At 73.2% G+C, this 25,108-nt stretch carries 18 protein-coding genes; 5 read left to right on the top strand and 13 right to left on the bottom strand.

Translation table 11 applies throughout. The features are described from left to right. The first annotated feature begins 110 nt into the window (after positions 1-110). Entirely contained in the window at positions 111-836 is a 726-nt protein-coding gene (locus tag AQJ30_RS32945; protein ID WP_067241212.1) for an MBL fold metallo-hydrolase, read from the top strand. Between the two features lie 31 nt (positions 837-867). Next, positions 868-1,740, top strand: coding sequence for a DUF3097 domain-containing protein (locus AQJ30_RS32940; protein ID WP_067241210.1), 873 nt, complete (start codon positions 868-870; stop codon positions 1,738-1,740). A 39-nt stretch (positions 1,741-1,779) separates the two neighbouring features. Here the strand turns inward: AQJ30_RS32940 and hemW are convergent, their stop codons facing one another. The 4 genes from hemW to lepA all read right to left on the bottom strand — a co-directional run bounded on the left by hemW (position 1,780) and on the right by lepA (position 9,499). Next, positions 1,780-3,012, bottom strand: a complete 1,233-nt coding sequence (gene hemW / locus AQJ30_RS32935) for a radical SAM family heme chaperone HemW (RefSeq protein ID WP_067241208.1) — start codon at positions 3,010-3,012, stop codon at positions 1,780-1,782. A gap of 61 nt (positions 3,013-3,073) precedes the next feature. Then, complete coding sequence (locus AQJ30_RS32930; RefSeq protein WP_067241207.1) at positions 3,074-5,188, bottom strand: SpoIIE family protein phosphatase; 2,115 nt, start codon at positions 5,186-5,188, stop codon at positions 3,074-3,076. A 240-nt stretch (positions 5,189-5,428) separates the two neighbouring features. After that, entirely contained in the window at positions 5,429-7,330 is a 1,902-nt protein-coding gene (locus AQJ30_RS32925; protein ID WP_067241205.1) for an AMP-dependent synthetase/ligase, read from the bottom strand. A gap of 300 nt (positions 7,331-7,630) precedes the next feature. Then, positions 7,631-9,499 carry a translation elongation factor 4 gene (gene lepA, locus AQJ30_RS32920; RefSeq protein WP_067241203.1) on the bottom strand — a complete coding sequence of 623 codons (1,869 nt, stop codon included), beginning with the start codon at positions 9,497-9,499 and terminating at the stop codon, positions 7,631-7,633. 221 nt (positions 9,500-9,720) lie between these two features. Between lepA and rpsT the strand changes: the two genes are divergently transcribed. Further along, positions 9,721-9,987 carry a 30S ribosomal protein S20 gene (gene rpsT, locus AQJ30_RS32915; protein WP_067241202.1) on the top strand — a complete coding sequence of 89 codons (267 nt, stop codon included), beginning with the start codon at positions 9,721-9,723 and terminating at the stop codon, positions 9,985-9,987. Positions 9,988-10,245: 258 nt separating this feature from the next. On the opposite strand, the gene AQJ30_RS32910 is transcribed toward rpsT, so the two are convergent. From AQJ30_RS32910 to leuS, 9 genes are all read right to left on the bottom strand, one after another. Beyond that, positions 10,246-10,641 (bottom strand): nuclear transport factor 2 family protein, encoded by a 396-nt coding sequence (locus AQJ30_RS32910; RefSeq protein WP_067241344.1) that lies wholly within the window; start codon positions 10,639-10,641, stop codon positions 10,246-10,248. A 198-nt stretch (positions 10,642-10,839) separates the two neighbouring features. Beyond that, the gene (gene holA, locus AQJ30_RS32905; protein ID WP_079084456.1) at positions 10,840-11,829 is read right to left on the bottom strand and encodes a DNA polymerase III subunit delta; all 990 of its coding nucleotides are present in this window, start codon (positions 11,827-11,829) and stop codon (positions 10,840-10,842) included. A gap of 71 nt (positions 11,830-11,900) precedes the next feature. Further along, a complete protein-coding gene (locus AQJ30_RS32900; protein ID WP_067241200.1) occupies positions 11,901-12,146 on the bottom strand; it encodes a hypothetical protein in 246 nt (81 codons plus the stop codon). Positions 12,147-12,162: 16 nt separating this feature from the next. Continuing rightward, the gene (locus tag AQJ30_RS32895) at positions 12,163-12,969 is read right to left on the bottom strand and encodes an arylamine N-acetyltransferase family protein (RefSeq protein ID WP_067241198.1); all 807 of its coding nucleotides are present in this window, start codon (positions 12,967-12,969) and stop codon (positions 12,163-12,165) included. Between the two features lie 32 nt (positions 12,970-13,001). Further along, positions 13,002-15,608, bottom strand: coding sequence for a ComEC/Rec2 family competence protein (locus tag AQJ30_RS32890; protein WP_067241196.1), 2,607 nt, complete (start codon positions 15,606-15,608; stop codon positions 13,002-13,004). Further along, positions 15,605-16,729 (bottom strand): ComEA family DNA-binding protein, encoded by a 1,125-nt coding sequence (locus AQJ30_RS32885; RefSeq protein WP_067241195.1) that lies wholly within the window; start codon positions 16,727-16,729, stop codon positions 15,605-15,607. The genes AQJ30_RS32890 and AQJ30_RS32885 overlap by 4 nt, the downstream gene beginning before the upstream one ends. A 177-nt stretch (positions 16,730-16,906) precedes the next feature. Beyond that, the gene (locus tag AQJ30_RS32880) at positions 16,907-17,752 is read right to left on the bottom strand and encodes a DegV family protein (RefSeq protein ID WP_067241193.1); all 846 of its coding nucleotides are present in this window, start codon (positions 17,750-17,752) and stop codon (positions 16,907-16,909) included. Positions 17,753-17,824: 72 nt separating this feature from the next. After that, complete coding sequence (locus AQJ30_RS32875; protein WP_067241191.1) at positions 17,825-18,619, bottom strand: hypothetical protein; 795 nt, start codon at positions 18,617-18,619, stop codon at positions 17,825-17,827. A gap of 204 nt (positions 18,620-18,823) precedes the next feature. After that, positions 18,824-21,706 (bottom strand): leucine--tRNA ligase, encoded by a 2,883-nt coding sequence (gene leuS / locus AQJ30_RS32870; RefSeq protein ID WP_067241190.1) that lies wholly within the window; start codon positions 21,704-21,706, stop codon positions 18,824-18,826. A gap of 414 nt (positions 21,707-22,120) precedes the next feature. On the opposite strand from leuS, the gene AQJ30_RS32865 reads away from it, so the two are divergent. Further along, the gene (locus tag AQJ30_RS32865; RefSeq protein ID WP_211279147.1) at positions 22,121-23,443 is read left to right on the top strand and encodes a ferric reductase-like transmembrane domain-containing protein; all 1,323 of its coding nucleotides are present in this window, start codon (positions 22,121-22,123) and stop codon (positions 23,441-23,443) included. Next, a complete protein-coding gene (locus tag AQJ30_RS32860; RefSeq protein ID WP_067241187.1) occupies positions 23,440-25,050 on the top strand; it encodes an NADH-quinone oxidoreductase subunit NuoF family protein in 1,611 nt (536 codons plus the stop codon). The genes AQJ30_RS32865 and AQJ30_RS32860 overlap by 4 nt, the downstream gene beginning before the upstream one ends. The last annotated feature ends 58 nt before the right edge of the window (positions 25,051-25,108 follow it).

The raw sequence follows: 25,108 nt of genomic DNA, 5'->3' as shown, positions 1-25,108 counted from the left end.
GCACTCTTCGATCGTGAGTGCCAGCATTCCCCGGCCCAGTGTACGGCGGTGGGGTACCGGCTGGGCAAGGTCGGCCTCGCGGCCGGGGGCAGTACCGCTAGCGTCCCGGTATGACGGTGACTTGGGAAGAGCTGGGCTGGGAGCGCGTCGCACCGGGCGTGGGGCGGGTGCGGCTGCCGGGCTGGGACTGCACGGCGGGACTGGTCCCCGGGCGGGACGGGGCGCTGCTGATCGACGCCGGGTCGAGCCTCGCCGAGGGGGCGCGGCTGCGGTCGGAGGCGGAGCGCCTCACCGGGCGCCGTGTGACCCATCTCGCGCTCACCCACCCCCACTTCGACCACGTGTTCGGCGCGGCCGCCCTGGCGGGCGCCGAGGTGTACGCCGCGGTCGGCACGGACGCGGTGCTCGCCGCGGGCGCCGAGGAGCTGCGGGCGGACGCGGTGCGCAACGGGCTGGACGAGGCCACCGCCGAGGAGGCCGCGAGCGCGCTGGTCCGGCCCCGTCACCCGGTCTCCGGCGAGCTGACCCTCGACCTGGGCGGCGGCCGGCAGGTGCTGCTGGCCAACGTGGGGCCCGGCCACACCGCCCACGACCTCGCCGTGCTGGTCCCCGGGGAGACCGAGGTGGTCTTCTGCGGCGACCTCGTCGAGGAGTCCGGTGAGCCCCAGGCGGGCCCGGACGCCGTGCCCTCGCGCTGGCCGGCCGCGCTGGACCGGCTGCTGGCGTTCGGCGGCGACGACGCGCTGTACGTGCCCGGACACGGCGCGGTGGTGGACGCGGCCTTCGTCCGCGCCCAACGCGACGCGCTGGCGGCCCGGTTCGGCGTGTCGCCGTAACGGCGCCGGAGCTTCTCCTATCGTCATCCGAATGCGCCCACCCGTCTCCCGCCACCGCCCTTCCAGCGAGGGCCCTTCGGGCCCGCGCCCTCGTAGGTACTCCGCCGACCTGACCCCTCCGTGGAAGAAGTCCCAGCCGGTCCCCGAGGTCCCGGCGGAGCCGGACCTGGTGGTCGAGGAGCCCCGCACCGGCTTCTGCGGCGCGGTCGTGCGCTGCGAGGCCGGCACGGTGACCCTGGAGGACCGCTTCGGCAAGCACCGCGTGTTCCCGCTGGAACCCCGGGGCTTCCTGCTGGAGGGCAAGGTGGTCACCCTCGTCCGGCCCACCGCCTCCGCCCCCGCACGCCCCACCCGCACGGCCTCCGGCTCCGTCGCCGTCCCCGGCGCCCGGGCCCGCGTCGCCCGCGCCGGACGCATCTACGTGGAAGGCCGGCACGACGCCGAGCTGGTCGAGAAGGTCTGGGGCGACGACCTGCGCGTCGAGGGCGTCGTCGTGGAGTACCTGGAGGGCGTGGACGACCTCCCGTCGATCGTGGACGACTTCGCCCCCGGCCCCGACGCCCGCCTCGGAGTCCTGGTGGACCACCTGGTCCCCGGCACCAAGGAGTGGCGCATCGCACAGTCGGTCACCAGCGAGCACGCGCTGGTCGTCGGCCACCCGTACATCGACATCTGGGAGGCGGTGAAGCCGTCGTCCCTGGGTATCGAGGCGTGGCCGCGGGTCCCGCGCGGCCAGGACTGGAAGACCGGGGTGTGCCGGGCGCTGGGCTGGCCCTCGGACAACACCGGTGCGGTGTGGCAGGCGATCCTCAAGCGGGTGCGGTCGTACAAGGACCTGGAGCCGGAGCTGCTGGGCCGCGTCGAGGAACTGATCGACTTCGTGACGGGCGACGGCGGGGCCTGACGGCGGCGCCGGCCCGGACGTCGTGACCGGCCCGGTCGCTCAGTCCACCAGGTCCCGCACCACCGCGTCCGCCAGCAGCCGCCCCCGCAGGGTGAGCACCGCTCGGCCCCCCGCGTACGGCCCCTCCTGGAGCAGGCCGTCGGTCAGGGCCCGGCGGGACGCCGCGAGGCCGTCCTGCTTGAGGAGGGACAGCGGGACGCCCTCGCGCAGCCTCAGCTCCAGCAGGACGCGCTCGACCCGCCGGTCCTCCTCGGACAGCAGCTCACGCCCCGCACCCGGCGTGCGCCCGGACGCCAGCGCGGCCGCGTACGCGCCGGGGTGCTTGACGTTCCACCAGCGCACCCCGCCGACGTGGGAGTGTGCGCCCGGCCCCGCGCCCCACCAGTCGGCGCCCCGCCAGTACAGCTCGTTGTGCAGGCAGCGCCCCGCCTCGGAGGTGGCCCAGTTGGACACCTCGTACCAGGCGAAGCCCGCCGCCGACAGCACCTCCTCGGCCATCAGGTACCGGTCGGCGTGCACGTCGTCGTCGGTCATCGGGACCTCGCCGCGGCGGATCCGGCGGGCCAGCTGGGTGCCCTCCTCGACGATGAGCGCGTAGGCGCTGACGTGGTCGGGGCCGGCGCCGATCGCCGCGTCCAGCGAGGCCCGCCAGTCCTCGTCGCTCTCCCCGGGGGTGCCGTAGATCAGGTCGAGGTTGACGTGGTCGAAGCCCGCCCCCCGCGCCTCGGCGACGCACCGCTCGGGGCGGCCGGGCGTGTGGGTGCGGTCGAGCACCTTGAGGACGTGCTGCCGCGCGCTCTGCATGCCGAAGGAGATCCGGTTGAAGCCGCCCGCCCGCAGCTCCGCGAGGTAGGCGGGGTCGACCGACTCCGGGTTGGCCTCCGTGGTGACCTCCGCGTCCGGGGCGAGCCCGAACTCCTCCCGGATCGCGCCGAGCATCCGCACCAGGTCGCCCGCAGCCAGCAGGGTCGGCGTGCCGCCGCCGACGAACACCGTGCGGACCTCGCGCGGGTCGTCGCCCAGCACCTTGCGGGCGAGGCGGACCTCGTCGATCAGGGTGTCGGCGTAGTTGTCGCGGGAGGCCAGCACACCGCCCGTGCCGCGCAGCTCGGTCGCGGTGTAGGTGTTGAAGTCGCAGTAGCCGCAGCGGGTCGCGCAGTACGGGACGTGCAGGTAGAAGCCGAGGGGGCGGTCGGCGGCCCCGGCGAGCGCGGACGCGGGCAGCGCACCGTCGGAGGGGACGGGCTCGCCGTCGGGGAGTGCGGAAGGCATGCGTTCCATTGTCCCGCACCCGCGGGGTGACCTCGCCGGGCGTGACGCGACGGACGTCCCGCTACTCGGCCTGGAGCACCAGCAGCGCCAGGTCGTCCTCCGGGGGCCGGGCGCCGAAGGCGTGCACCTGCTGCCGGATCCGGGCCGCGATCCCGTCCGCGTCCAGCCCCACGCACCCGGCCAGGGCCTGCGCGAGCCCGTCGCCGTCGTCGAACTGGCGCGCGCCCGAGCGGCGCTCGGTGACCCCGTCGGTGACGCACAGCAGGCTGTCGCCGGACAGCAGCGCGCACGTCTCGCTGGTGTACGCCACGTCCTCCACGACCCCGAGCAGCGTCTGCGGCTGCGCGACCGTCCGTACGGTGCCGTCCGGGCCGAGGAGCAGCGGCAGCGGGTGCCCCGCCGAGGCGAGGGTGCAGTGGACGCCGCCGGGGAAGGGCACGAGCTCGCCGTAGAGGAGCGAGAGGAAGCGGGTCTGCGGGCCGTCGGCCGGTCCGGCGGGGCCCGTGGGGCCGGCGAAGGCGCGGGCCGCCGCGTCGGCCGCCTCGGTGGCGTCGTCGAGGAGGAGCTGGTTGAGCCGGTCGAGCACGTCGGCGACGCCGTACCCCTCGCGGGCCAGCAGCCGCAGCCAGGGCCGGGCGAGCCCGATGACCACAGCCGCCTCGGGGCCCTTGCCCTGCACGTCGCCGACGGCGAAGCACCAGCGGCCGTCGCCCGCCGGGAACAGGTCATAGAAGTCGCCGCTCGGGCCACCCTGGTCGCACGGCTCGTACACCAGCGCGCTGCGCACCCCGGGGATCTCGGCGACCGCGCCGGGCAGCAGGCCCCGCTGCAGGACGGCGCTGATGGTGGCCTGGCGGGCGTACTGGCGGGCCGCGCCGACGGCGAGCGCCACCCGGCGGCTGAAGTCCTCGACCAGGCCGGCGACCTCCTCGGGAAACCTTTCCGCTCCGGACCGCCCGATGACCAGCGTGCCCAGCGGGCGTCCGCCCGCGACCAGCCGGCAGGCGAGCACCGCACCCGGCCCGCCCGGCGCGGCGCCGGGCCAGGGCAGCTCGACCGGCCCGGCGAGGGCGGTTGAGCTGAGGGCAGTCGCGGCGAGGGAAGTGACGGCCAGGGAGGTCGCGGTGAGCGGGGTCTCCGTGAGGCAGGGCGGGTCCTTCTCCAGGGCCTGGCGCAGTTCCTCGACGTGGCCCTCGCTGCCGTGCCGGACGCGGGCGAGCCGCTGCCCGGAGCCGTCGCCCCAGCCGCGCCCGCCGACCTCGTCCTCCAGCCACACCGCGCACCAGTCGGCGAGGCGCGGCACCAGGAGCTGGCCGGTGAGCGAGGCGACCAGGTCCTCGTCGAGCTGCCCGGCGAGCAGGTCGGACGCCTCGGCGAGGAACGACAGCGCGTTCCGGCCGAGCCAGTCCTGGTCGCGGTCGGGGAGGGCGCCGGGCGCGGCGGGGCGGGCATCGGGGGCGGCTGGGCCGGCGGATGACGGGGCGGGCGTCCGGGACACTCCGGGCACGGATGACGGGTCGGGCGTCCGGGACACGCCGGGCGCCGGGTCCGGGTGCGCCCCCGACACGGCGGGCAGGCCCTCGCCGGCCTCCCCGTCCGCGTCCGTCCCGGTCGTCTCCGTCCCGGTCGCCTCCGTCCCGTCCGGTCCCGGCGCGCCGGGCAGGCGGGCCCACACCGTCTTGGCGCCGCGGCGGTAGGTCACGCCCCACTCCTCGGCCAGCGCCGCGACCAGGCGCAGCCCCCGGCCGTCCTCCGGGAGGGCCGCGGACGGCGCGTGGGGCGGGGGCGGGCCGTCGGCGGGGGGACGCGCGGGGTGCCGGCCAGGGTGCCGGTCGGAGATCTCGACGACGACGTCGTACGCCGTCCGCGCCGCGCCCGTGCCGGGCTCCCACGGTTCCGCCAGTCGGCAGTCGAGGTCGACGTCCGTACCGGCGTGCAGGACCGCGTTGGTGACCAGCTCGCTGACGACCAGCACCGCGTCCTCGGCGAGCCGGGCGGACACGGGCAGGCCGAGGCCGGCCCATTCCCGCAGGGCCCCGCCGAGCAGCCCGCGGGCCGTGCCGGGCGCCAGGGCGCCGCCCGGCAGCGTGGCCCGCACCCGGGGGAGCGGCCGGGCCGGCGCCGGCGTGCCGCCGGTCCGGGACACCGTCTCCCGTTGCGTGGGAAGGACCCCCATCGACAGCTCCCGCACAGTTCGGCGCCGCACACCCGTCGCTCGTCGCCGACAGGGTGCCAGCCGGGGGCGTGCGTGAGCGCCCGGTGGCCGAAGTGGGCCGTACGGGGCGACAGAGCGTCGGCATCTGTCCGGAAGAGGATCGAAAAGGGCGCGAAGGGGGCCGGTCCGGGGGCGCATTCCGAACATCGACCGACGGACCGCCGGCCGACGGGCGGAGTACGCCCCCTCCCTCCCGGAGGGCTACGCCTCCCGCGTCCCCGCGTACATCTCCTCGATCAGGTGCTTGTACTCGCGCTCCACCACGGGCCGCTTCAGCTTCAGGCTCGGGGTGATCTCGCCGTGCTCCACGTCCAGGTCCCGCGGCAGCAGCCGGAACTTCTTGATCGTCTGCCAGCGCTGGAGACCGGAGTTGAGCTCCTCGACGTAGCCCTGGACGAGGGAGACCGTCGAGGGGTCGGCGACGACCTCGGCGTACGACTTCCCGGCCAGCCCGTTCTCCTTGGCCCAGTCGAGGATGGCCACCTCGTCGAGCGAGATGAGCGCGGTGCAGTAGTTGCGGTCGGCGCCGTGCACCAGGATGTTCGAGACGTACGGGCAGACCGCCTTGAACTGGCCCTCGACCTCGGCCGGCGCGATGTACTTGCCGCCCGAGGTCTTGATCAGGTCCTTCTTGCGGTCGGTGATGCGCAGGTAGCCGTCGGGCGACAGCTCGCCGATGTCCCCGGTGTGGAACCAGCCGTCCGCCTCCAGGACCTCCGCGGTCTTCTCAGGCAGCTTGTGGTAGCCCTGCATGATGCCGGGGCCGCGCAGCAGGATCTCCCCGTCGTCGGCGATCCGCACCTCCGTGCCGGGCAGCGGCTTGCCGACCGTGCCGGTGCGGTAGGCCTCGCCCGGGTTCACGAAGGAGGCGGCCGAGGACTCGGTGAGGCCGTAGCCCTCCAGGATGTGGATGCCGGCGCCGGCGAAGAAGTAGCCGATCTCCGGCGCGAGCGCGGCCGAGCCGGACACACAGGCGCGCAGGTTGCCGCCGAACGCCTCGCGGATCTTGGAGTAGACGAGCGTGTCGGCGACCTTGTGCTTGGCCGACAGGCCGAACGGCGCGGTGCGGTTGCCGGTGCGGCGGAAGTTGTCCTGGGTGACCTTCGCGTACTCGCGGGCCACCTCGGCGGCCCACTGGAAGATCTTGTACTTGGCCCCGCCGCCCGCCTTCGCCTTGGCGGCGACGCCGTTGTACACCTTCTCGAAGATGCGCGGCACGGCGGCCATGTACGTCGGCTGCACGACCGGCAGGTTCTCGATGATCTTGTCGACGCGGCCGTCGACGGCGGTGACGTGGCCCACCTCGATCTGGCCGGAGGTCAGCACCTTGCCGAAGACGTGCGCGAGCGGCAGCCACAGGTACTGCACGTCGTCCGGGCCGACCAGCCCGGTCGCGGCGATCGCCTTCGCCATGTACGACCAGTTGTCGTGCGGCAGCCGCACGCCCTTGGGGCGCCCGGTGGTGCCAGAGGTGTAGATGAGGGTGGCGAGCTGGTCCTTGCCGATCTTGCCGACCCGCTCACGGATCAGGTCGGGCTCCTGCTGGAGCCGGGCCGCGCCGCGCTTCTCCAGTTCGTCGAGGGTGAGGACCCACTCCTGGCCCTCGCCGTCCCCCGCGCCCGCGACGTCTTCGAGGCCCGCGGCGTCCACCACGACCACATGGGTGAGGTCGGGCAGCTCGGCGCGCTTCGCGACCGCTTTGGCGAGCTGGTCGGCGTTCTCGGCGATCAGCACCCGGCTCTCGGAGTCGGAGAGGATGAACGCCGACTCGTCCGCGTTGGTCTGCGGGTAGACCGTCGTGGTGGCGGCGCCGGCGCACATGATGCCGAGGTCGGCGAGGATCCACTCCAGGCGGGTGGAGGACGCCAGCGCGACGCGCTGCTCGGGCTGCACACCGAGCTCGATGAGACCGGCCGCGATCGCGTACACCCGCTCGGCGGCCTGCGCCCAGCTCAGCGACCTCCACTCGTCCGGGCCCTCGCCCGAGGCGGGCGGCACCGGATGGCGGTAGGCCTCCGCGTCCGGTGTGGCGGCCACGCGCTCCAGGAAGAGGCCCGCGACGGACGGCGGACGGTTCTCGATCAGTGTCTGTGTGTCGCTCACGACATCCTCCGGGCCCGCGACGGTGCGGCTGGCTCGTGCGGCCAGCCCGGCCGGCTGGCTCTGTCTGGCTGATTCCTCCCCCGCGAGCCCTTGTTTAACTCGCGAGTAACTACCGAGCAGGCATCAGGGTAAGGCCCGACCGGCTGGTATGTAAGGGGCAGCGGCCTGTCACTTCCTCCAGGAATCCGCCGGGAAACACCCGCTTACATGCCGAAGGGCCTGCCGTTCTTCGTCCGGCAGACCCTTCTGTGGCCGGCTTGTGGCGCCGGATTCTGGCTGGCGGGCGGCCGTGACCGCCGGTTACTTCTTGCCCTTGGCCGATCCCGCGCTGTCGTCGCTGGACAGCACCGCGATGAAGGCCTCCTGCGGAACCTCCACGGAACCCACCATCTTCATCCGCTTCTTGCCCTCCTTCTGCTTCTCCAGCAGCTTCCGCTTGCGGGAGATGTCACCGCCGTAGCACTTGGCGAGGACGTCCTTGCGGATGGCGCGGATGGTCTCGCGGGCGATCACCCGCGAGCCGATGGCGGCCTGGATGGGCACCTCGAAGGCCTGCCGCGGGATGAGCTCGCGCAGCTTGGCGACGAGCCGCACACCGTAGGCGTAGGCCGCGTCCTTGTGGGTGATCGCCGAGAACGCGTCCACCTTGTCGCCGTGCAGCAGGATGTCGACCTTGACCAGGGAGCTGGTCTGCTCGCCGGTGGGCTCGTAGTCCAGCGAGGCGTAGCCGCGGGTCTTGGACTTCAGCTGGTCGAAGAAGTCGAAGACGATCTCCGCGAGCGGCAGCGTGTAGCGGATCTCGACCCGGTCCTCGGAGAGGTAGTCCATGCCGAGGAGGGTGCCGCGCCGGGTCTGGCACAGCTCCATGATCGAGCCGATGAACTCGGTCGGCGCGAGGATCGTGGCCCGCACGACCGGCTCGTACACCTCGTTGATCTTGCCCTCGGGGAACTCGCTCGGGTTGGTGACGACGTGCTCGCTGCCGTCCTCCATCACGACCCGGTAGACCACGTTCGGCGCGGTGGCGATCAGGTCCAGGCCGAACTCGCGCTCCAGCCGCTCCCGGATCACGTCCAGGTGCAGCAGGCCGAGGAAGCCGACGCGGAAGCCGAAGCCGAGCGCCGCGGAGGTCTCCGGCTCGTAGACCAGCGCCGCGTCGTTGAGCTGGAGCTTGTCCAGCGCCTCGCGCAGCTCCGGGTAGTCCGATCCGTCCAGCGGGTACAGGCCCGAGAAGACCATCGGCTTGGGGTCCTTGTAGCCGCCGAGCGCCTCGGTGGCGCCCTTGGCCTGGCTGGTGACGGTGTCACCGACCTTGGACTGGCGGACGTCCTTCACACCCGTGATCAGGTAGCCCACCTCGCCGACGCCGAGGCCGTCCGCGGCCAGCATCTCGGGCGAGTTGGTGCCGATCTCCAGCAGCTCGTGGGTGGCGCCCGTCGACATCATCCGGATGCGCTCGCGCTTGTTGAGCTGGCCGTCGATGACACGGACGTACGTCACGACACCGCGGTAGGAGTCGTAGACCGAGTCGAAGATCATGGCGCGGGCGGGCGCGTCCTTGACGCCGACCGGGGCCGGGATCTCGGCGACCACCTTGTCCAGCAGCGCCTCCACGCCCAGGCCGGTCTTCGCGGAGACCTTCAGCACGTCGTCCGGCTCGCAGCCGACGAGGTTCGCGAGCTCCTCGGCGAACTTCTCGGGCTGCGCGGCCGGCAGGTCGATCTTGTTCAGCACGGGGATGATCGTGAGGTCGTTCTCCATCGCCAGGTAGAGGTTGGCGAGGGTCTGCGCCTCGATGCCCTGGGCGGCGTCGACGAGGAGGATGGTCCCCTCACAGGCGGCGAGCGACCGCGAGACCTCGTACGTGAAGTCGACGTGCCCCGGCGTGTCGATCATGTTGAGGATGTGCGTGTTGCCCTTGTCGTGGGTGGGGGCCCACGGCAGCCGCACCGCCTGGGACTTGATCGTGATGCCGCGCTCGCGCTCGATGTCCATCCGGTCGAGGTACTGGGCACGCATCTGCCGCTGCTCGACCACACCGGTCAGCTGGAGCATCCGGTCGGCGAGCGTGGACTTGCCGTGGTCGATGTGCGCGATGATGCAGAAATTGCGGATCAGCGCCGGGTCGGTACGGCTCGGCTCGGGCACGTTGTTAGGGGTCGCGGGCACGCAGGGTCCTGTCTCTTGAGGCGCCTTATGCCTCGGGTCGGATCGATACGTAGCCTCCATGGTCCCACGGGCGCGGACCGGCGACCGGTTTGGGCCACTCGCCCGGCCACTGGTAGCCTGGGTGGCTGTGTCTCATGCCCTCTCAGCGCGAGGCACAACCCAAGAAATCACCTGGCACGGGACCCTCGCGGCTCCGTGCCTGAACCTGAAAAGGCTCATTCGTGGCGAACATCAAGTCCCAGATCAAGCGGATCAAGACCAACGAGAAGGCCCGGCTGCGCAACAAGGCTGTCAAGTCCTCCCTCAAGACCGCGATCCGCAAGGCCCGCGAGGCCGCTGCCGCGGGTGACGTCGAGAAGGCCACCGAGTACCAGCGCGTCGCCGCGCGTCAGCTCGACAAGGCCGTCTCGAAGGGCGTCATCCACAAGAACCAGGCCGCCAACAAGAAGTCGGCGCTGGCCGCCAAGGTCGCGTCCCTCCAGGGCTGAACCTCTCTGTGATCTGACCGCCGGACGGACCCAGAGCGGGCCCTCTCTCATCCGCTCCCGACCGGCATCCCGGATCCACGCGCGGCCTGCGTTCGCCACGCGGGCGTGGATCCAACACCAGCTGTAACCCGAGGACCCCGCCGCCCGCCCTTCCCCAGGGCGGCCGACGGGGTCCTCGGCGTGTGCGGTGTCGGTGTGCGGTGTCGGCGTGCCGTGTGCTGTGTCTCGTGTGCGCTGTCCGGGGGTGGGTCGTCCCCGTCACGCCCAGAACGCGTCGATCTGCTCGATGTCCGCGACGCACTCGTCGAGGTCGGTGATCTTCTCCCCGACGATCCGGAAGACGATGCCGCCCATCGCGTCGACGTGCCGCCCGCCCCGGTCCGCGGTGAAGCGGTGCACCGACACCGCGTGCCCCCGGCCGTCGACGAGCACGTCCCGCAGCTCCACCCGGAACGACCCGTCCGTCTCCGAGCCGAGCCGCCCGTAGTGGTCGAGGACCGCGTCGATCCCCTTGTGGTCCCCCGAGAGCGGGTGTGAACCGGGCACGTGGTGGGTGCAGTCCCCGGTCATCAGGCCCCGCATCGTGTCCATGTCCCCGCGCTGGAAGGCGTCGTAGCCCTTGCGGACGAGAGCGGCGTGCGGGTGTTCAGCCATGGTGATCGCCACCTTTCCGTCTCCGGCGGTGTACGGCTGACAGCACGATTGTCCTCCGGGTGACGGGGGTTCGCGCTGCGGGGAGACCGACGCCTCCGACCTGTCCGGCGACCACGCGCGCCCCCGCGCGGGCGGCTCGTCCTCCCGGTGACGCTGTTCGCGCTGCGGGGAGACCGACGCTCCTGACCTGCCCGGTGACTACCCGCGGCCCCGCGAACGCGCCGCGCGGGCGATCGCCACGACCGCCTTCTCCAGCGCGTACTCCGGGTCGTCGCCGCCGCCCTTCACGCCCGCGTCGGCCTCGGCCACGGCCCGCAGCGCGTACGCGACGCCGTCCGGGGTCCAGCCCCGCATCTGCTGCCGCACCCGGTCGATCTTCCACGGCGGCATGCCCAGCTCCCGCGCCAGGTCGGCGGGACGCCCGCCGCGCGCCGACGACAGCTTGCCGATGGCCCGCACGCCCTGGGCGAGCGCGCTGGTGATCAGCACGGGCGCCACCCCAGTGGCCAGCGACCAGCGCAGCGCCTCCAGCGCCTCGGCGGCCCGCCCCTCCACGGCCCGGTCGGCCACGGTGAAGCTCGACGCCTCCGCCCGGCCGGTGTAGTACCGGCCCACGACGGCCTCGTCGATCGTCCCCTCCACGTCCGCCACCAACTGCGACACGGCGGACGCCAGCTCCCGCAGGTCGCTGCCGACGGAGTCGACCAGCGCCTGGCACGCCTCGGGCGTCGCGGACCGCCCGGTGGCCCGGAACTCCTGCCGCACGAAGGCCAGCCGGTCCGCGGGCTTGGTCATCTTGGGGCAGGCCACCTCACGGGCCCCGGCCTTGCGCGCGGCGTCCAGCACCGCCTTGCCCTTGGCCCCGCCGGCGTGCAGCAGCACCAGCGTGATCTCCTCGGCCGGCGCCGAGAGGTACGCCTTGACGTCCTTGACCGTGTCGGCCGACAGATCCTGCGCGTTGCGTACGACGACGACCTTGCGCTCCGCGAACAGCGACGGGCTGGTCAGCTCGGCGAGCGTCCCGGGCTGCACCTGGTCGGGGGTCAGATCACGCACATCGGTGTCGGCGTCGGCGCTCCTCGCCGCCGCGACCACCTCCTGCACGGCCCGATCGAGCAACAGCTCCTCCTGCCCCACGGCAACCGTCACCGGGGCAAGGACATCCTCGTACGCACTCTTCCTGGCCATCGCCCCAAGGATGACACGCCCCACCGACAGCGCCGCCGAGCCGTTCCCGCGCCCGAACGGGCACGTCCCGCTCAGGGCTCCTCGCGCCACCCCTCCCACTCCCCCGCGAGCGCGTCCAGCTCGGCCGCGTCCAGCCGCCCTTCCTCGTCCCGCACCGGCACCAGCCACTGCGCGTCCTCCGCGTCGTCCTCCCCCGCCAACGCGTCGCGCACCACCCTCAGCTCCTCCCGCACCCCGAACCGCTCCCGCAACGCCTCCGCCGCCTCGTCCGCGGCATCCCGGTCCGGCAGCACCAGCACATGTCTCACATCACTCACGCCCCCATTCTCCCGCTCACCCCGCCACGTCCTGCCGCCCGGCCTCCCGCACGTCCGGCACCCGGTCCAGCACGATCCCGAACCACTCCCGGTACGCCGCCAGCACCTCCGCGTCCCGCGCCAACTCCCGCTCCTCCACGGCCCCGTCGGCCCGCGTCACCTTCAACCGCCGCCCGCTCAACGTCACCCTCCCCCCGTCCTCCGTGACCCGCGAACACACCGACGACCGCGTGAAGTGCGACTCGGGCGACGTCCGGTGCCACCACGCGCCGGCCACGAAGTCCCGCAGCTCACGCGGCCGCACCTCCAGCCGGTACTCGGGGCTGCCGTCCCGGACGACGTCCAGGTCCCCCGCCTCCCCCGCCTCCACTATCCGGAAGACCCCGCCCGGATCCTTCTGCTCCTCCCTCTCCCCGAACGCCAACGGGAAGTGGCTGTGCGCCCCGAACCCCACGTCCGCCAGCCACTCGCTCCCGTCCACCGCCCGCACCCGCAGCGCCATGTGGTCGTACGGCACCCCGAGCCGGTCCTCGCCGAACACCCGCCCCGCGAGCAGCGCGACCTCGTACCCGAGCGCGCCCAGCAGCGCCCCGAACGCCCCGTTCACCTCGTAGCAGAAGCCACCCCGGCCGGCGCCCACCACCTTCTCCAGCAGCCGTTCCTCCTCCAGCACGATCTCCTCGCCGAGGTGGATCGAGAGGTTCTCGAACGGCACGCTGCGCAGGTGGCGCAGGTGCAGCTCGCGCAGAGTGTCGGCGGTCGGTCGCGCGGGCCGCTCGGCCCCGATGCGACGCAGATAGGCATCAGCCTGTGCGGAATCCATGCGGCCAGTCTCCCGCCCGCCCTCCCGCCTCCTCAATCCACGGCCACCCGCAGGTCCCCTCCCTCCCCACTGACCGCCAACGCCCCGTCCCGGTCCGTCCGCAGCACCACCGCGCCCCCGGCCCGCAGCGCCGCGACCGTGCTCGGAGCAGGGTGCCCGTAGCCGTTGTCCGCCCCGCACGAGATCAACGCCAGCCTCGGCGCCACGACCCGTATCAGCTCCGGGTCCTGGTAGGCCGAGCCGTGGTGCGCCACCTTCAGCACGTCCACCCCGCCCAGCAGCCCGGCCGCCGGCGAGCGCAACAGCGCCTGCTGGGACAGGGGTTCGAGGTCACCGAGGAGCAGCAACCGCAGGCCTGCCGAGCGGACCAGGAGGGTGACGCTGGCGTCGTTGGGGTCGGCCGGGGGCGGCTCGGGGCCCGGGATCGGGATCGGGCTCTGGCTCTGTCGCTGACTCTGGTCCGTGCCCGTGCCCGTGCCCGTGCCCGGGGGCGGGGGCGGGGGCGAAGACGGAGGCGGGGGTGGTGGCCAGAGCACCTGCCAGTCCAGCGCCCCGACCCGTCGCCGCTCGCCGGCCGCGGCCGTCACCAGCGGTACCCCCCGGCTCCCCGCCTCCTTCCGGACGAACTCCACCTGGTCCTCGGGCTCCGCCAGCGCAGTCGTCTCGATCGCCCCCACCGACCGCCCCCGCAACACCCCGGGCAGCCCGGCCACGTGGTCGGCGTGGAAGTGCGTCAGCACCAGCAGCGGGACCCTGGTGATGCCGAGCGCCGTCAGGCACCGGTCCACCAGTTCCGGATCCGGGCCCGCGTCCACGACCACCCCGGTACCGGGCCCGGCCGCCAGCACCGTGGCGTCGCCCTGCCCCACGTCGCACATCGCGAACCGCCACCCCGGCGGGGGCCAGCCCGTGATCACCCTCGTCAACGGCGGCGGCTGCACCACCACCAGCAGGAGCAGCAGCCCGCACGCCGCGCACAGCCACGGGTGCCCGAGCAGTCTGCGCCCGGCCACCAGCACTGCCACCGTGACGAGCGCCAGCAGCAGCGCCCCGGTCCAGCTGCCCGGCCAGTCCACCCCGCTGCCGGGCAGCGCAGCCCCGGTCCGGGCCACCTTGGCGATCCACGCGGCCGGCCAGCCGGCGCACCACGCCAGCGCCTCGGCCACCGGCATCGCCACCGGCGCCGTCGCCAGGGCCGCGAACCCGAGCACCGTGGCCGGCGCGACCGCGAACTCGACCAGCAGGTTGCACGGCACCGCGACCAGGCTCACCCGCGCCGACAGCACCGCGACGACCGGCGCGCACAGCACCTGCGCCGCACCGGCGGCCGCCAGCGCCTCCGCGAGCCGCCCCGGCACCCCGCGCCGGCGCAACGCCTCGCTCCAGCGGGGCGCGAGCGTGAGCAGCGCGCCGGTGGCCAGCACCGACAGCAGGAAGCCGTAACTCCGGGCCAGCCACGGGTCGTACAGCACCAGCAACAGCACCGCCGTGGCCAGCGCCGGGATCAACGACCTGCGCCGACCGGTCGCGAGGGCCAGCAGCACGACCGCCCCGCAGGCGGCCGCCCGCACCACGCTCGGGTCGGGTCGGCACACCACGACGAAGGCGAGCGTGAGGACCCCGCCCAGCACGGCCGTCGACCGCAGCGAGATCCCGAGCCGGGGCGCCAGACCCCGCCGCTCGACCTGTTGGGCCAGTCCCGGCGGTCCGATCAGCAGGGCGAGGATGATCGTGAGGTTGCTGCCGGACACCGCGAGCGTGTGGGCAAGGTCCGTCTCCTTGAACGCCTCGTCCAGCTCGGGCGTGATCCGTCCGGTGTCCCCGACGACCAGGCCCGGCAGCAGCGCCCGCGCGTCCGCGGGGAGCCCGTCGGTGGCCTCGCGCAGCCCCGCCCGCAACCGCCCCGCCAGCCGCTGCGCCGCCGACGCCTCCCGCACCACCGACGGCGCCGCCCGGTCCCTCACCCGCAGCACCGCCGCGAACCGGTCCCCGCTGGTGGTGGCGGGCGCCAGCCGACCGTGCACCCGCACCCGCGTCGACGGCAGCAGCCCCAGCCACGGCGACACCTCAGGTTTCCGCGAGCCCACCCCCTCGGCCCCGGAGCGCCCCCGCCGCCCGGCGTCGACCACGAGGAGTACCGGTGTCCGCGTGGCGACCTCGCCCCCGCCCGGCACCTCCACCCGGCGCACCCGCGCGTCGACCAGCACCGAGTCCGGCATCATGTGGTCCCCGCTGATCCTCGGCCGGCTCAACCGCGGATCACCGGTCAGCTCCACCTCGGCGCTCACCCCGGCGAACTCCCGGGCCAGCCCAGGAACCGGCCCCCGCCGGAGGTCCGCCCCGTGCAACGCGGCCGACACCGCAGCGGCGGCCACGCACAGCAGCATCCCGCCCACGGTCACGCGGGACCAGGAACGCCTGCGGCGGTGACCTGGGCGACCGTTCGGACCTCCCGCCGACGAGTCGGCCCCGCGTCCTCGCGCCAGCAGCACCCCCGCGACCAGGAGGCAGCCCACCACCAGGCCGGCGACCATCCCGGCAGCCGCGTCCAGCGTGAGCGCGGCGGTCGCCCAGGCGGCCAGGGCGAGCGGCACCATGCGCAGGTCCACCGGGCCGTGATCGACGTGCGGTGGGCTCATGGCCGTACCAGGTTCCGCAGGTCGGCGAAGCGGCGTTCACCGATGCCGTTGACCTCGCGCAGTTCGTCGACCGAGCGAAAACCGCCGTGCCGGGTGCGGTAGTCGACGATGTGCTGGGCGAGCACGGGGCCCACGCCGGGCAGGGTGTCGAGCTGCTCGGCCGTCGCCGTGCTGAGCGAGATCGGCGCCCCTGGGGCGGCTCCCGCACCGGCCCCGCCGGCTGCGCCCGCGCCCGAGCCCACCGCGCCGCTGGTACCCGCGCCCGCCGGCGGCCCCGGTGCCGCTCCCATGATCCCCACCGCCACCTGCTCCCCGTCCACGAGGAACCGGGCACGGTTGAGACCGTCGGTGTTCGTCCCCGGCCGCACCCCACCGGCCGCCCGCAGGGCGTCCGCCACCCGCGAACCGGCCGGGAGGCGATGGATCCCCGGCTTCCTCACCTTGCCGCTGACGTCGACCACGATCTCGGGCGAGGCGCTGGCCCCCGGGGTCGACGATGGCCCGGCCGCCACTCCGGTCGCCGAGGCGGTGGGTCCGGCGGACGCCTTGTCGAAGGGCGCCACCGCCCGCACCACTTCAGGCGCCGACACGGTCTGGGTGCGCCCGCTCCAGAAGTGCTGGACGGCGAAGACGGCCGCGACGACGAGCACGACGGCGAGCGCCAGCACACTGCGCCGCTCCAGCCCGTACCGCGTCTGCATCCACAACGGCATCCGCTCCCGCACCGCGAACCCCGCCCGCTCCCGCCAACTGTCCATGCCACGGAAGGCGACGGAGCCGGTGTCGATCAGGGCATCGCCGGCCCCCACGGTGTCGACGCCCCCATGGTCCATGGGCGGACCGATGCCCGTGCCTGTGTCCGCGCCGGAGCCCGACCCCGGACCAGGAGCCGCCCCCGTCCCCGTCGGCCCGTCCGGCGGTTGCCGTCCGTCACCGTCCCGTTCGGCGAAGAGCACCCGCGCCCGTCGGCGGAGTTCGTCCGCCGAGGCCTGCCGGGGTCGCGTCGTGGCGGTGCGGGCCCGGACCGGTGTGCGGCGGTGGCGGGTGCGGCCGTCGGAGCCGGGCTGCCGGCCGGGGCCACTGGTCGCGGTGGTGCTGACGGTGCGTGATCGAAGAGCCATGCGACGAGCATGGAACACATCGCCGATTCACGATGATCTTGCTCAATTTCCGTGGACGGCACCCAAGTTGTGGACAACTCCACCACTCTCACGAGTGAAAGCGCGCTCGCCGCGAGCCCCGCCCCGCCGGACCACAGCGGCCCCGCCGCACCACCCCCGCCACGACCGACGTGGGCCTCATCGCGGTGAGACCACGACCCCCAGCAGCCCCGGCCCGGTGTGCGCGCCGATCACCGCGCCGATCTCGCTCACATGCAGATCGGCCAGCCCTTGCACCCGGGTCCGTAGCCGCTCGGCGAGGGCCGAGGCACGGTCGGGGGCGGCCAGGTGGTGGACGGCGATGTCCACGGGTGCGCTGCCCGCCCGGTCGGCGACCAGTTCCTCCAGCCGCGCGATGGCCCGGGACGCCGTGCGCACCTTCTCCAGCAGGTCGATGCGGCCGTTCTCCAGCTGGAGCAGCGGTTTCACCGCGAGCGCGGAACCCAGCAGGGCCTGGGCCGTGCCGATGCGTCCACCGCGGCGGAGGTATTCGAGGGTGTCGACGTAGAAGTAGGCGGAGGTGCCGGCGGCCCGCTTCTCCGCGGTCGTGACCGCCTCGTCCACCGTGCCGCCCGCCTCCGCCGTCTCGGCCGCGGCCAGTGCGCAGAACCCCAGGGCCATGGCGACCATGCCGGTGTCGACCACCCGCACCGGCACGGGTGCCTCGCGGGCCGCGACCACTGCCGCGTCGTAGGTGCCCGACAGCTCCGCGGACAGGTGCAGGGAGACGATGCCCGTGGCGCCGGAGGCGGCGACCTCGCGGTAGGTCTCGGCGAACTGCTGGGGGCTGGGCCGCGAGGTGGTGACGGAGCGTCGCTTCTGGAGTGCCTGCGCGAGGGAGCGGGTCGAGATCTCGGTGCCCTCTTCGAATGCCTGGTCGCCGAGGACCACCGTCAGCGGGACCGCGGTGATGCCGTGGCGCTCCATCGTCCGCTGCGGCAGGTAGGCCGTTGAATCCGTGACGATCGCGACATGGCGGGACATGAGCTGGAGGTTACCTGCCGTAGCGTGCGGGGGGCAGCCCGGCCCCTCAGGGCTTGACAGCCCTTGACCGGATCAAGTGGTGCTCTCGGGGCGCGGCTTCTTCTGCCAAGGGTAAGCGGGACGCGGCGCCGGCGGGGTGATCGCGGGCCGGTCCGCCTCCCGGTCCGCACGCGCGCCCTGCTGGTCGGGCCAGGTCTGGCTGTGGGTCGAGGAGCCGGCGGCGGGAGCGTCGGGCCACGGCGGAGGCGCCTGCGCGGACGGTCCCGTGGCGCCCGGTGACCCCGCGGACGGGGCGGAGGCCGCGGCGGCGGGGCCGGGTTCGGTGGTGGTCCAGTGCCGCAGCGCGCCCGTCTCCACGTCGATCTGCGCACTGAGGGTGTTCAGGTCGTCGTCGGCGAACCGGCGGGCGCGGTCGCGGGCCGCCCAGCGCAGGGCGTCCGCGGACGCGGTGATCCGCTCGGCGCGCTCGCGCAGGCCGGGCAGTCGCTCGGTGAGCGTCGCCCGGTCCGGTTCGGCCTCGAGGCGCTTGAGCTCCTCGTCCAGCTCGTGGCCGTGCGCGCTCAGGCGCCGGAAGAGGCCGAGGGACTCCTTGAGGGACTCGTCGTCGACGGCACCCGCGTGCAGGGTGTCCTGGGTGGCGCGCATCGAGGTGCGCAGCTTCAGCCGGAGCTGGGCGATCTCGGCGGCCGGCCCGAACTGGGCGAAGGACTTGGCCCGCAGGGTGTGGTCCTCCACGGTGCGGCGGGCCTGGGTGAGGGTGCGGTCCACCCCGCGCTTGGCCGCGCCGACCGCCTTGATCGTGGCGTAGGTGCCGAGGGCCACGAACAGCAGGAAGAGCACGGCGAAGACGGCGATCACTGCTTCCACGTGCTCCTCCTCGGTCCCGGCGCGGCGCGACGGTCGTGCCGCACACCGCTGTCCTCTCCCACGGTAAACGGCAGGGGCAGGTCCGGAGTTCCATGAGAACCCCGAACCTGCCCGCAGAAGACCCCGGCCCGTCCCGTAGGGGACACCCCGGACGCCCGGTTCACGCCGGGCGCTCAGCGCCCCAGGCCCCGGCGCACGCAGCCGTCACGCCGGAACGATGTTCACCAGCTTCGGCGCCCGCACGATCACCTTGCGGATGTCCGCGCCGCCCAGCGCCTTGACGACGGCCTCGTCGGCCAGCGCCACCTTCTCCAGCTCCTCCTCGGAGATGGACGGGGGCACCTCCAGCCGCGCCTTGACCTTGCCCTTGATCTGCACGACGCAGGTCACGGACTCGTCCAGCACGTACGCCGGGTCGGCCACCGGGAAGTCCTGGTGGACGACGGAGCCGGTGTGGCCCAGCTTGCGCCACAGCTCCTCGGCGATGTGCGGGGCCAGCGGGGCGACCAGCAGCACCAGGTCCTCGGCGACGGACCGCGGGACGGCACCGCCGGCCTTGGTCAGGTGGTTGTTCAGCTCGGTGATCTTGGCGATGGCGGTGTTGAACCGCATGCCCTCCAGGTCGCCGCGCACGCCGTCGATGGCCTTGTGCAGGGCGCGCAGCGTGTCCTCGTCGGGCTCGGCGTCGACGACCGTCAGCTCGCCGGTGGCCTCGTCGACGACGTTGCGCCACAGCCGCTGCAGCAGCCGGAACTGGCCGACGACCGCGCGCGTGTCCCAGGGGCGGGAGACGTCCAGCGGGCCCATCGCCATCTCGTACAGGCGCAGCGTGTCGGCGCCGTATTCGGCGCAGATCTCGTCCGGGGTCACCGCGTTCTTCAGGGACTTGCCCATCTTGCCCAGCAGGCGGCTGACCTTCTCGCCCCCGTGGTAGTAGGCGCCGTCGCGTTCCTCGACCTCGGCGGCCGGCACGGCGATGCCGCGGCTGTCGCGGTAGACGTAGGCCTGGATCATGCCCTGGTTGTACAGCTTGTGGAACGGCTCCGCGGAGGAGACGTGCCCCAGGTCGTACAGGACCTTGGACCAGAAGCGCGCGTACAGCAGGTGCAGCACGGCGTGCTCGGCGCCGCCGACGTACAGGTCGACACCGCCGTGCGGCAGGCCCTCGCGCGGGCCCATCCAGTACTGCTCGATTTCGGGGTCGACCAGTTGCTCGGTGTTGTGCGGGTCCAGGTAGCGGAACTCGTACCAGCAGGAACCGGCCCAGTTGGGCATGGTGTTGGTCTCGCGGCGGTACCGCTTGGGGCCGTCGCCCAGGTCCAGGGTGACGTCGACCCAGTCCTCGTTGCGCGACAGCGGCGTCTCGGGCTGGGTGTCGGCGTCGTCCGGGTCGAAGGTGCGCGGGCTGTAGTCCTCGACCTCGGGCAGCTCCAGCGGCAGCATCGACTCGGGCAGCGCGTGGGCGACTCCGTCCTCGTCGTAGACGATCGGGAAGGGCTCGCCCCAGTAGCGCTGGCGGCTGAACAGCCAGTCGCGCAGGCGGAAGTTGACGGTGCCCTCGCCGATGCCCCGGCGCTCCAGCCACTCGGTGACGCGCGCCTTGGCCTCGACGACGCCCAGGCCGTCCAGGGAGACGTCCTCCTGGGCGGAGTTGACGATCGTCGCGTCGTAGGAGACGAAGGCGTCGTCCCACGTGGAGGTGTCCGTGCCGCGGCCGTCGGTCGGCTCGACGACACAGCGGATCGGCAGTTCGAAGGCGCGCGCGAACGCGAAGTCACGGGTGTCGTGGGCCGGGACGGCCATGATCGCGCCGGTGCCGTAGCCCATCAGGACGTAGTCGGCGATGAAGACCGGGACCCGCTCGCCGTTGACCGGGTTGGTGGCGTACGCGCCGACGAAGACGCCGGTCTTGTCCTTGGCCTCGGCCTGGCGCTCGACGTCGGACTTCGAGGCGGCCTGCGCGCGGTACGCGGCGACGGCCTCGGCGGGCGTGGCGTGGCCGCCGGTCCACGCCTCGTGCGTGCCCTCGGGCCAGGCGTCCGGGGTGAACTTCTCGACCAGCGGGTGCTCGGGGGCCAGCACCATGTAGGTCGCGCCGAACAGGGTGTCCGGGCGCGTGGTGAAGACGGTGATGCGCTCGCCGTCGATCGGGAAGTCGACGCGGGCGCCCTCGCTGCGGCCGATCCAGTTGCGCTGCTGCAGCTTGATGGCCTCGGGCCAGTCCAGCTCCTCCAGGTCCTCCAGCAGCCGGTCGGCGTAGGCGGTGATGCGCATGTTCCACTGGCGCAGCTTGGCCTTGAAGACCGGGTAGTTGCCGCGCTCGGAGCGGCCGTCGGCGGTGACCTCCTCGTTGGCCAGCACGGTGCCCAGGCCGGGGCACCAGTTGACCGGCGCGTCGGAGGCGTAGGCCAGCCGGTACTCGCCCAGGACGTCGGCCTTCTCGACGGCGCTCAGCTCGCTCCACGCGCGCGGGGAGCCGTCGGCGCTCGGGACGGCGCGCTCACCGGACGCGAACTGGGCGACCAGCTCGGCGATCGGGCGGGCCCGGCCGGCCTCCTGGTCGTACCAGGAGTTGAAGATCTGCAGGAAGATCCACTGGGTCCACTTGTAGTAGTCCGGGTCGATCGTGGCGAACGACCGGCGCTTGTCGTGGCCCAGGCCCAGCCGGCGCAGCTGGGCCTTCATGTTCTCGATGTTGGCCTCGGTGGACACGCGCGGGTGCGTGCCGGTCTGCACGGCGTACTGCTCGGCGGGCAGGCCGAAGGCGTCGAAGCCCAGGGTGTGCAGGACGTTGTGGCCGGTCATGCGCTGGAAGCGCGCGTAGACGTCGGTGGCGATGTAGCCCAGCGGGTGACCGACGTGCAGGCCCGCACCCGAGGGGTACGGGAACATGTCCATGATGAACTTCTTGGGCCTGGCGACCAGCTCCGGATCGCCCGCCAGGTCACCCTTGGGGTTGGGCGCGGCGTACGTTCCCTCGGCGTCCCAGAAGTCCTGCCAGCGTGCCTCGATGTCGGCGGCCAGGGCCGCCGTGTAGCGGTGCGGCGCGGCCACCTCTGCGGGGGCAGCGGAGTTCGTCTCGCTCATGATCCTCAAAGCTCCATCGATCGTCTCTGCCGGCGGCTGTGCGTTCTAGAAACGAAAAATCCCCTCGCACAGGAGGGGACGCCGCGCCGATGCCGACCACGATCCGTGCGGTGGTCGGGACTGATCAGCGCGGCCCGCTAAGCAGAAGGCGTACGGCACGCATGGCGCTAGGGTACCGCAGCCCTTGAGCAAGCTGCGACGCGCTTGCGTATGCCTGGGAGACACGTCGCTCTCGGGGAGGACTGCTGGACCCAGGTCACGGATTACTTCGCGTAACAGCCGCTAAAGGACATCAGAAACGGCGCGCCGCCTGTGGATGACAATCCAATGACTCAAACCTCCTACTGATCGGTATGGCGCCACTTACAGTTCGGCAGCGGGACCGCTTTCCCGAACCGCTTCGGAGTTGCCCCCATGAACCCTCGTCGTAACACCACCTCGCTCCCCAGGCCGGGCCGATCGGCCTACGGGGTGGCGACGGCTGTCGTCCTGTTGCTCATACCCGTGGTCGTCCTCCTCGGAGGCGACTGGCTCCAGCGATTCCTCGACTTCGGGGCGGGCGTGCTGTCCCTGGTCAGCCTCACCTCGTCGGTGATCTGGGGACTCGTCGCGCAGGACCGGCTCATCCTCAACACGCGCCAGCGGATCGTGGCGCAGGGCATCCACCGGGTGACCGCGGTCGCCTCGATCGCGTTCCTCCTGATCCACATCACCATCAAGCTGACCCTGGAGCACACCGTCCTGATCGCCGCGCTGATCCCGTTCAGCCTGGGGGTCCAGGGCAGCGGCGGACTCATCGGCCTGGGCTCCCTGGCGGCCCTGCTCATGGTCTTCGTCGGTGTCACCGGCGCGCTGCGCAACCAGTTCGCCTCGCCCGCCCCCGTGGCGGCGCGCTGGCGCGCGATGCACATGCTGGCCTACCCCGCCCTGTGCGCCGCGCTGATCCACGGCCTGTTCGCGGGCCGCGCCGCCAAGCCGTTCTTCATGTTCGCCTACGAGCTGTGCCTGGTCGGCGTCATCGGCGCGCTCGCCCTGCGCGCCGCCCCGCGCCCGTTCAAGCGCCGGGTGGCCGACCGCATCGCCGCGGTGATCGGCAGCGAGGAGCGCTCCGCGCGCGAGGAGCTGCAGGACAGCCGCGCCCGGGCCGCCGAGAGCGGCTCCGCCCTGCCCGGCTACGAGAGCCGCGGCGGTCGCGCCGAGCGATCCGGGCGCGGGGACCGCTCCGGCCGCGCCGACACGGCGTCCACGCGCGTGGGGCCCTCGGCGTCGTCACTGTTCGGCACCCCCGACCCGGGACCGGCGGACGGCTTCGCGGCCGCCTACCGCGCGGTGGCCACGCCCCCGCGCGGGCAGCAGTCGTACGCCGACCAGACGGCCCGCATGGACGTGCCCTTCGACCTGCAGGCCACGGAGGCGGTCCCGCGGGTCGACTCCGGCGGCAGCACCTCCGGCAGCTGGCCGGTCCCGTCCCCGCCGCCGGTCGGCGAGGCGCCCCCGTCGGCGTACGACCCGCTCCAGGACACCGGATACACCATCCCGGTCTACGGCAATCCGGGCACGGCCGGATACGGCGGAAGTGACATGTACGACACCGGTGAGACGAACACCCGGTACGGCACGTACAACACGAATGACACGTACAACAGCGGTCCCGCCAATGAACCATCCCCCGGGGCGTCCTTCGACGCGCCGGGTTCGGGCGAACCTTGGAACACGCCTTCCGGAGGCTATAGGTGAACGAGGCCCTGCCCGACGTCCCGGAAGTCCGCGTGGTCGGCCTTCCGCAACTCACGTCGGGCTTCGACCTTGTGGAACGACTCGACCTGCCCATGCACCTGAAGGTGCACGGGCCGCTCGAACCGATCGGCGGCGAGAAACTCGCCCAGCTCGCCGAACGCATCAACCTCAGGGGCCGCGGCGGGGCGGGCTTCCCCTTCCACAAGAAGCTGCGGTCCGTCGCCGACGCGGCGATCAAGCGCGGCGTCCGGCCGGTCGTCGTCATCAACGGCAGTGAGGACGAACCGGCCTGCCGCAAGGACACGGTGCTCATCAACCGTGCCCCGCACCTCATCCTGGACGGCGCCCTGCTGTGCGCCGAGGCGCTCGGTGCCCGCACGCTCGTGGTGGGGGTCACCCGTGAGTCCACCCAGCGCTCCATGGAGGCGGCGCTCGCCGAGCGGGGCCTGAGCAACACCCGTCGCTCCGCGCTGCGCGCCTTCGTGCAGCGCAACCCGGTGCGCATGGTCACCGGGGCCGCCGCGTCGCTGGTCCGCTCGATCGACGGCGGCCCCGCCATCCCGCCCGGCCGCAAGACCAGCGCCTCACAGAACGGCGTGGGCGGCGCGCCGACCCTGCTGTCCAACGCCGAGACGTTCGCGCAGCTCGCCATCGCCGCCCGCATCGGCCCCGAGCGCTACGGCAACACCGGCCTGTACGACGAGCCGGGCACCGTGATGCTGACCGTCTCGGGGGCCGTCGCCCGGCCCATGGTGATCGAGGTCCCCACGGGCGTGCCGCTGCGCTACGTCCTGCAGCTCGCCGGTGCCCCGCCGGTCCCCCAGGGCGTGCTGACCGGCGGCTACCACGGCAAGTGGATCGACGCGGCCACCGTCAACGAGGCGGTGATCTCCCGCAACTCCCTGGAGGCGGTGGGCGGTTCGCTGGGCGCCGGCGCCATCCTGCCGATCAGCCAGGAGACCTGCCCGCTCGGCGAGTCGCTGCGCGTGGCGCAGTGGCTGGCGGAGGAGAGCGCGGGCCAGTGCGGCCCCTGCTACCTGGGCCTGCCGGCCGCCGCGCGCGGCATGGAGGACATCATCAACGGCGGCGGTCCCGCCGCCCTCGAAGCGCTCAAGCAGGTCGCCAAGAACGTCAAGCGGCGCGGCGCGTGCTCCCACCCCGACGGCTCCGCGATGTTCCTGGAGTCGACGATCAAGGCCTTCACCGACGACCTGGCCGCCCACGTCCTCGGGAACGGCTGCGGACGGCCCGTGGAGGGCGTCCTGCCGCTCTTCGAGGGGGGCAGGGCACCCACGGGCCTCCCGGGCGGCGCCGAGTCCGAGGAGAACGGCCCCAGCCGTCAGAAGATCTTCGTGGACTGGACGCTGTGCCGCGGCCACGGCCTGTGCGCCGACATCCTGCCGGAGGTCTTCCAGCTGGGCGCCGACGGCTTCCCCACGGTCGCCCAGGCCAAGGTGCCGCGCTACGCCGAGGCCAAGGCGCTGCGCGCGGTGCGCCGTTGCCCGGCGCTCGCCCTGCGCATCGAGGAGGACACCCGCGGACAGGCGCCGGCCCGCAACCTCCCCGTCCTCTCCCAGGGCCGCGGCCGACGCGCCCTGGGCCGCTGACGCGCCACGCGCGCGTACGGCGGGCCGCTCCTGTCCGGGGAGCGGCCCGCCGTCGTTC

The sequence above is a fragment of the Streptomyces longwoodensis genome, from assembly GCF_001514125.1.
In the GTDB taxonomy this organism is placed as follows: Bacteria; Actinomycetota; Actinomycetes; order Streptomycetales; family Streptomycetaceae; genus Streptomyces; species Streptomyces longwoodensis.
The sequence above is the reverse complement of the archived record's forward strand: the minus strand, read 5'-3'. Positions and strand labels throughout refer to the sequence as shown.

Coding starts and splice junctions, on each gene's coding strand:
- leuS (WP_067241190.1), bottom strand. CDS start 21,706: ATGAGCGAGACGAACTCCGCTGCCCCCGCAGAGGTGGCCGCGCCGCAC.
- holA (WP_079084456.1), bottom strand. CDS start 11,829: ATGGCCAGGAAGAGTGCGTACGAGGATGTCCTTGCCCCGGTGACGGTT.
- AQJ30_RS32940 (WP_067241210.1), top strand. CDS start 868: ATGCGCCCACCCGTCTCCCGCCACCGCCCTTCCAGCGAGGGCCCTTCG.
- AQJ30_RS32885 (WP_067241195.1), bottom strand. CDS start 16,729: ATGGCTCTTCGATCACGCACCGTCAGCACCACCGCGACCAGTGGCCCC.
- AQJ30_RS32910 (WP_067241344.1), bottom strand. CDS start 10,641: ATGGCTGAACACCCGCACGCCGCTCTCGTCCGCAAGGGCTACGACGCC.
- AQJ30_RS32890 (WP_067241196.1), bottom strand. CDS start 15,608: ATGAGCCCACCGCACGTCGATCACGGCCCGGTGGACCTGCGCATGGTG.
- AQJ30_RS32945 (WP_067241212.1), top strand. CDS start 111: ATGACGGTGACTTGGGAAGAGCTGGGCTGGGAGCGCGTCGCACCGGGC.
- AQJ30_RS32895 (WP_067241198.1), bottom strand. CDS start 12,969: ATGGATTCCGCACAGGCTGATGCCTATCTGCGTCGCATCGGGGCCGAG.
- AQJ30_RS32930 (WP_067241207.1), bottom strand. CDS start 5,188: ATGGGGGTCCTTCCCACGCAACGGGAGACGGTGTCCCGGACCGGCGGC.
- AQJ30_RS32865 (WP_211279147.1), top strand. CDS start 22,121: ATGAACCCTCGTCGTAACACCACCTCGCTCCCCAGGCCGGGCCGATCG.
- AQJ30_RS32880 (WP_067241193.1), bottom strand. CDS start 17,752: ATGTCCCGCCATGTCGCGATCGTCACGGATTCAACGGCCTACCTGCCG.
- hemW (WP_067241208.1), bottom strand. CDS start 3,012: ATGCCTTCCGCACTCCCCGACGGCGAGCCCGTCCCCTCCGACGGTGCG.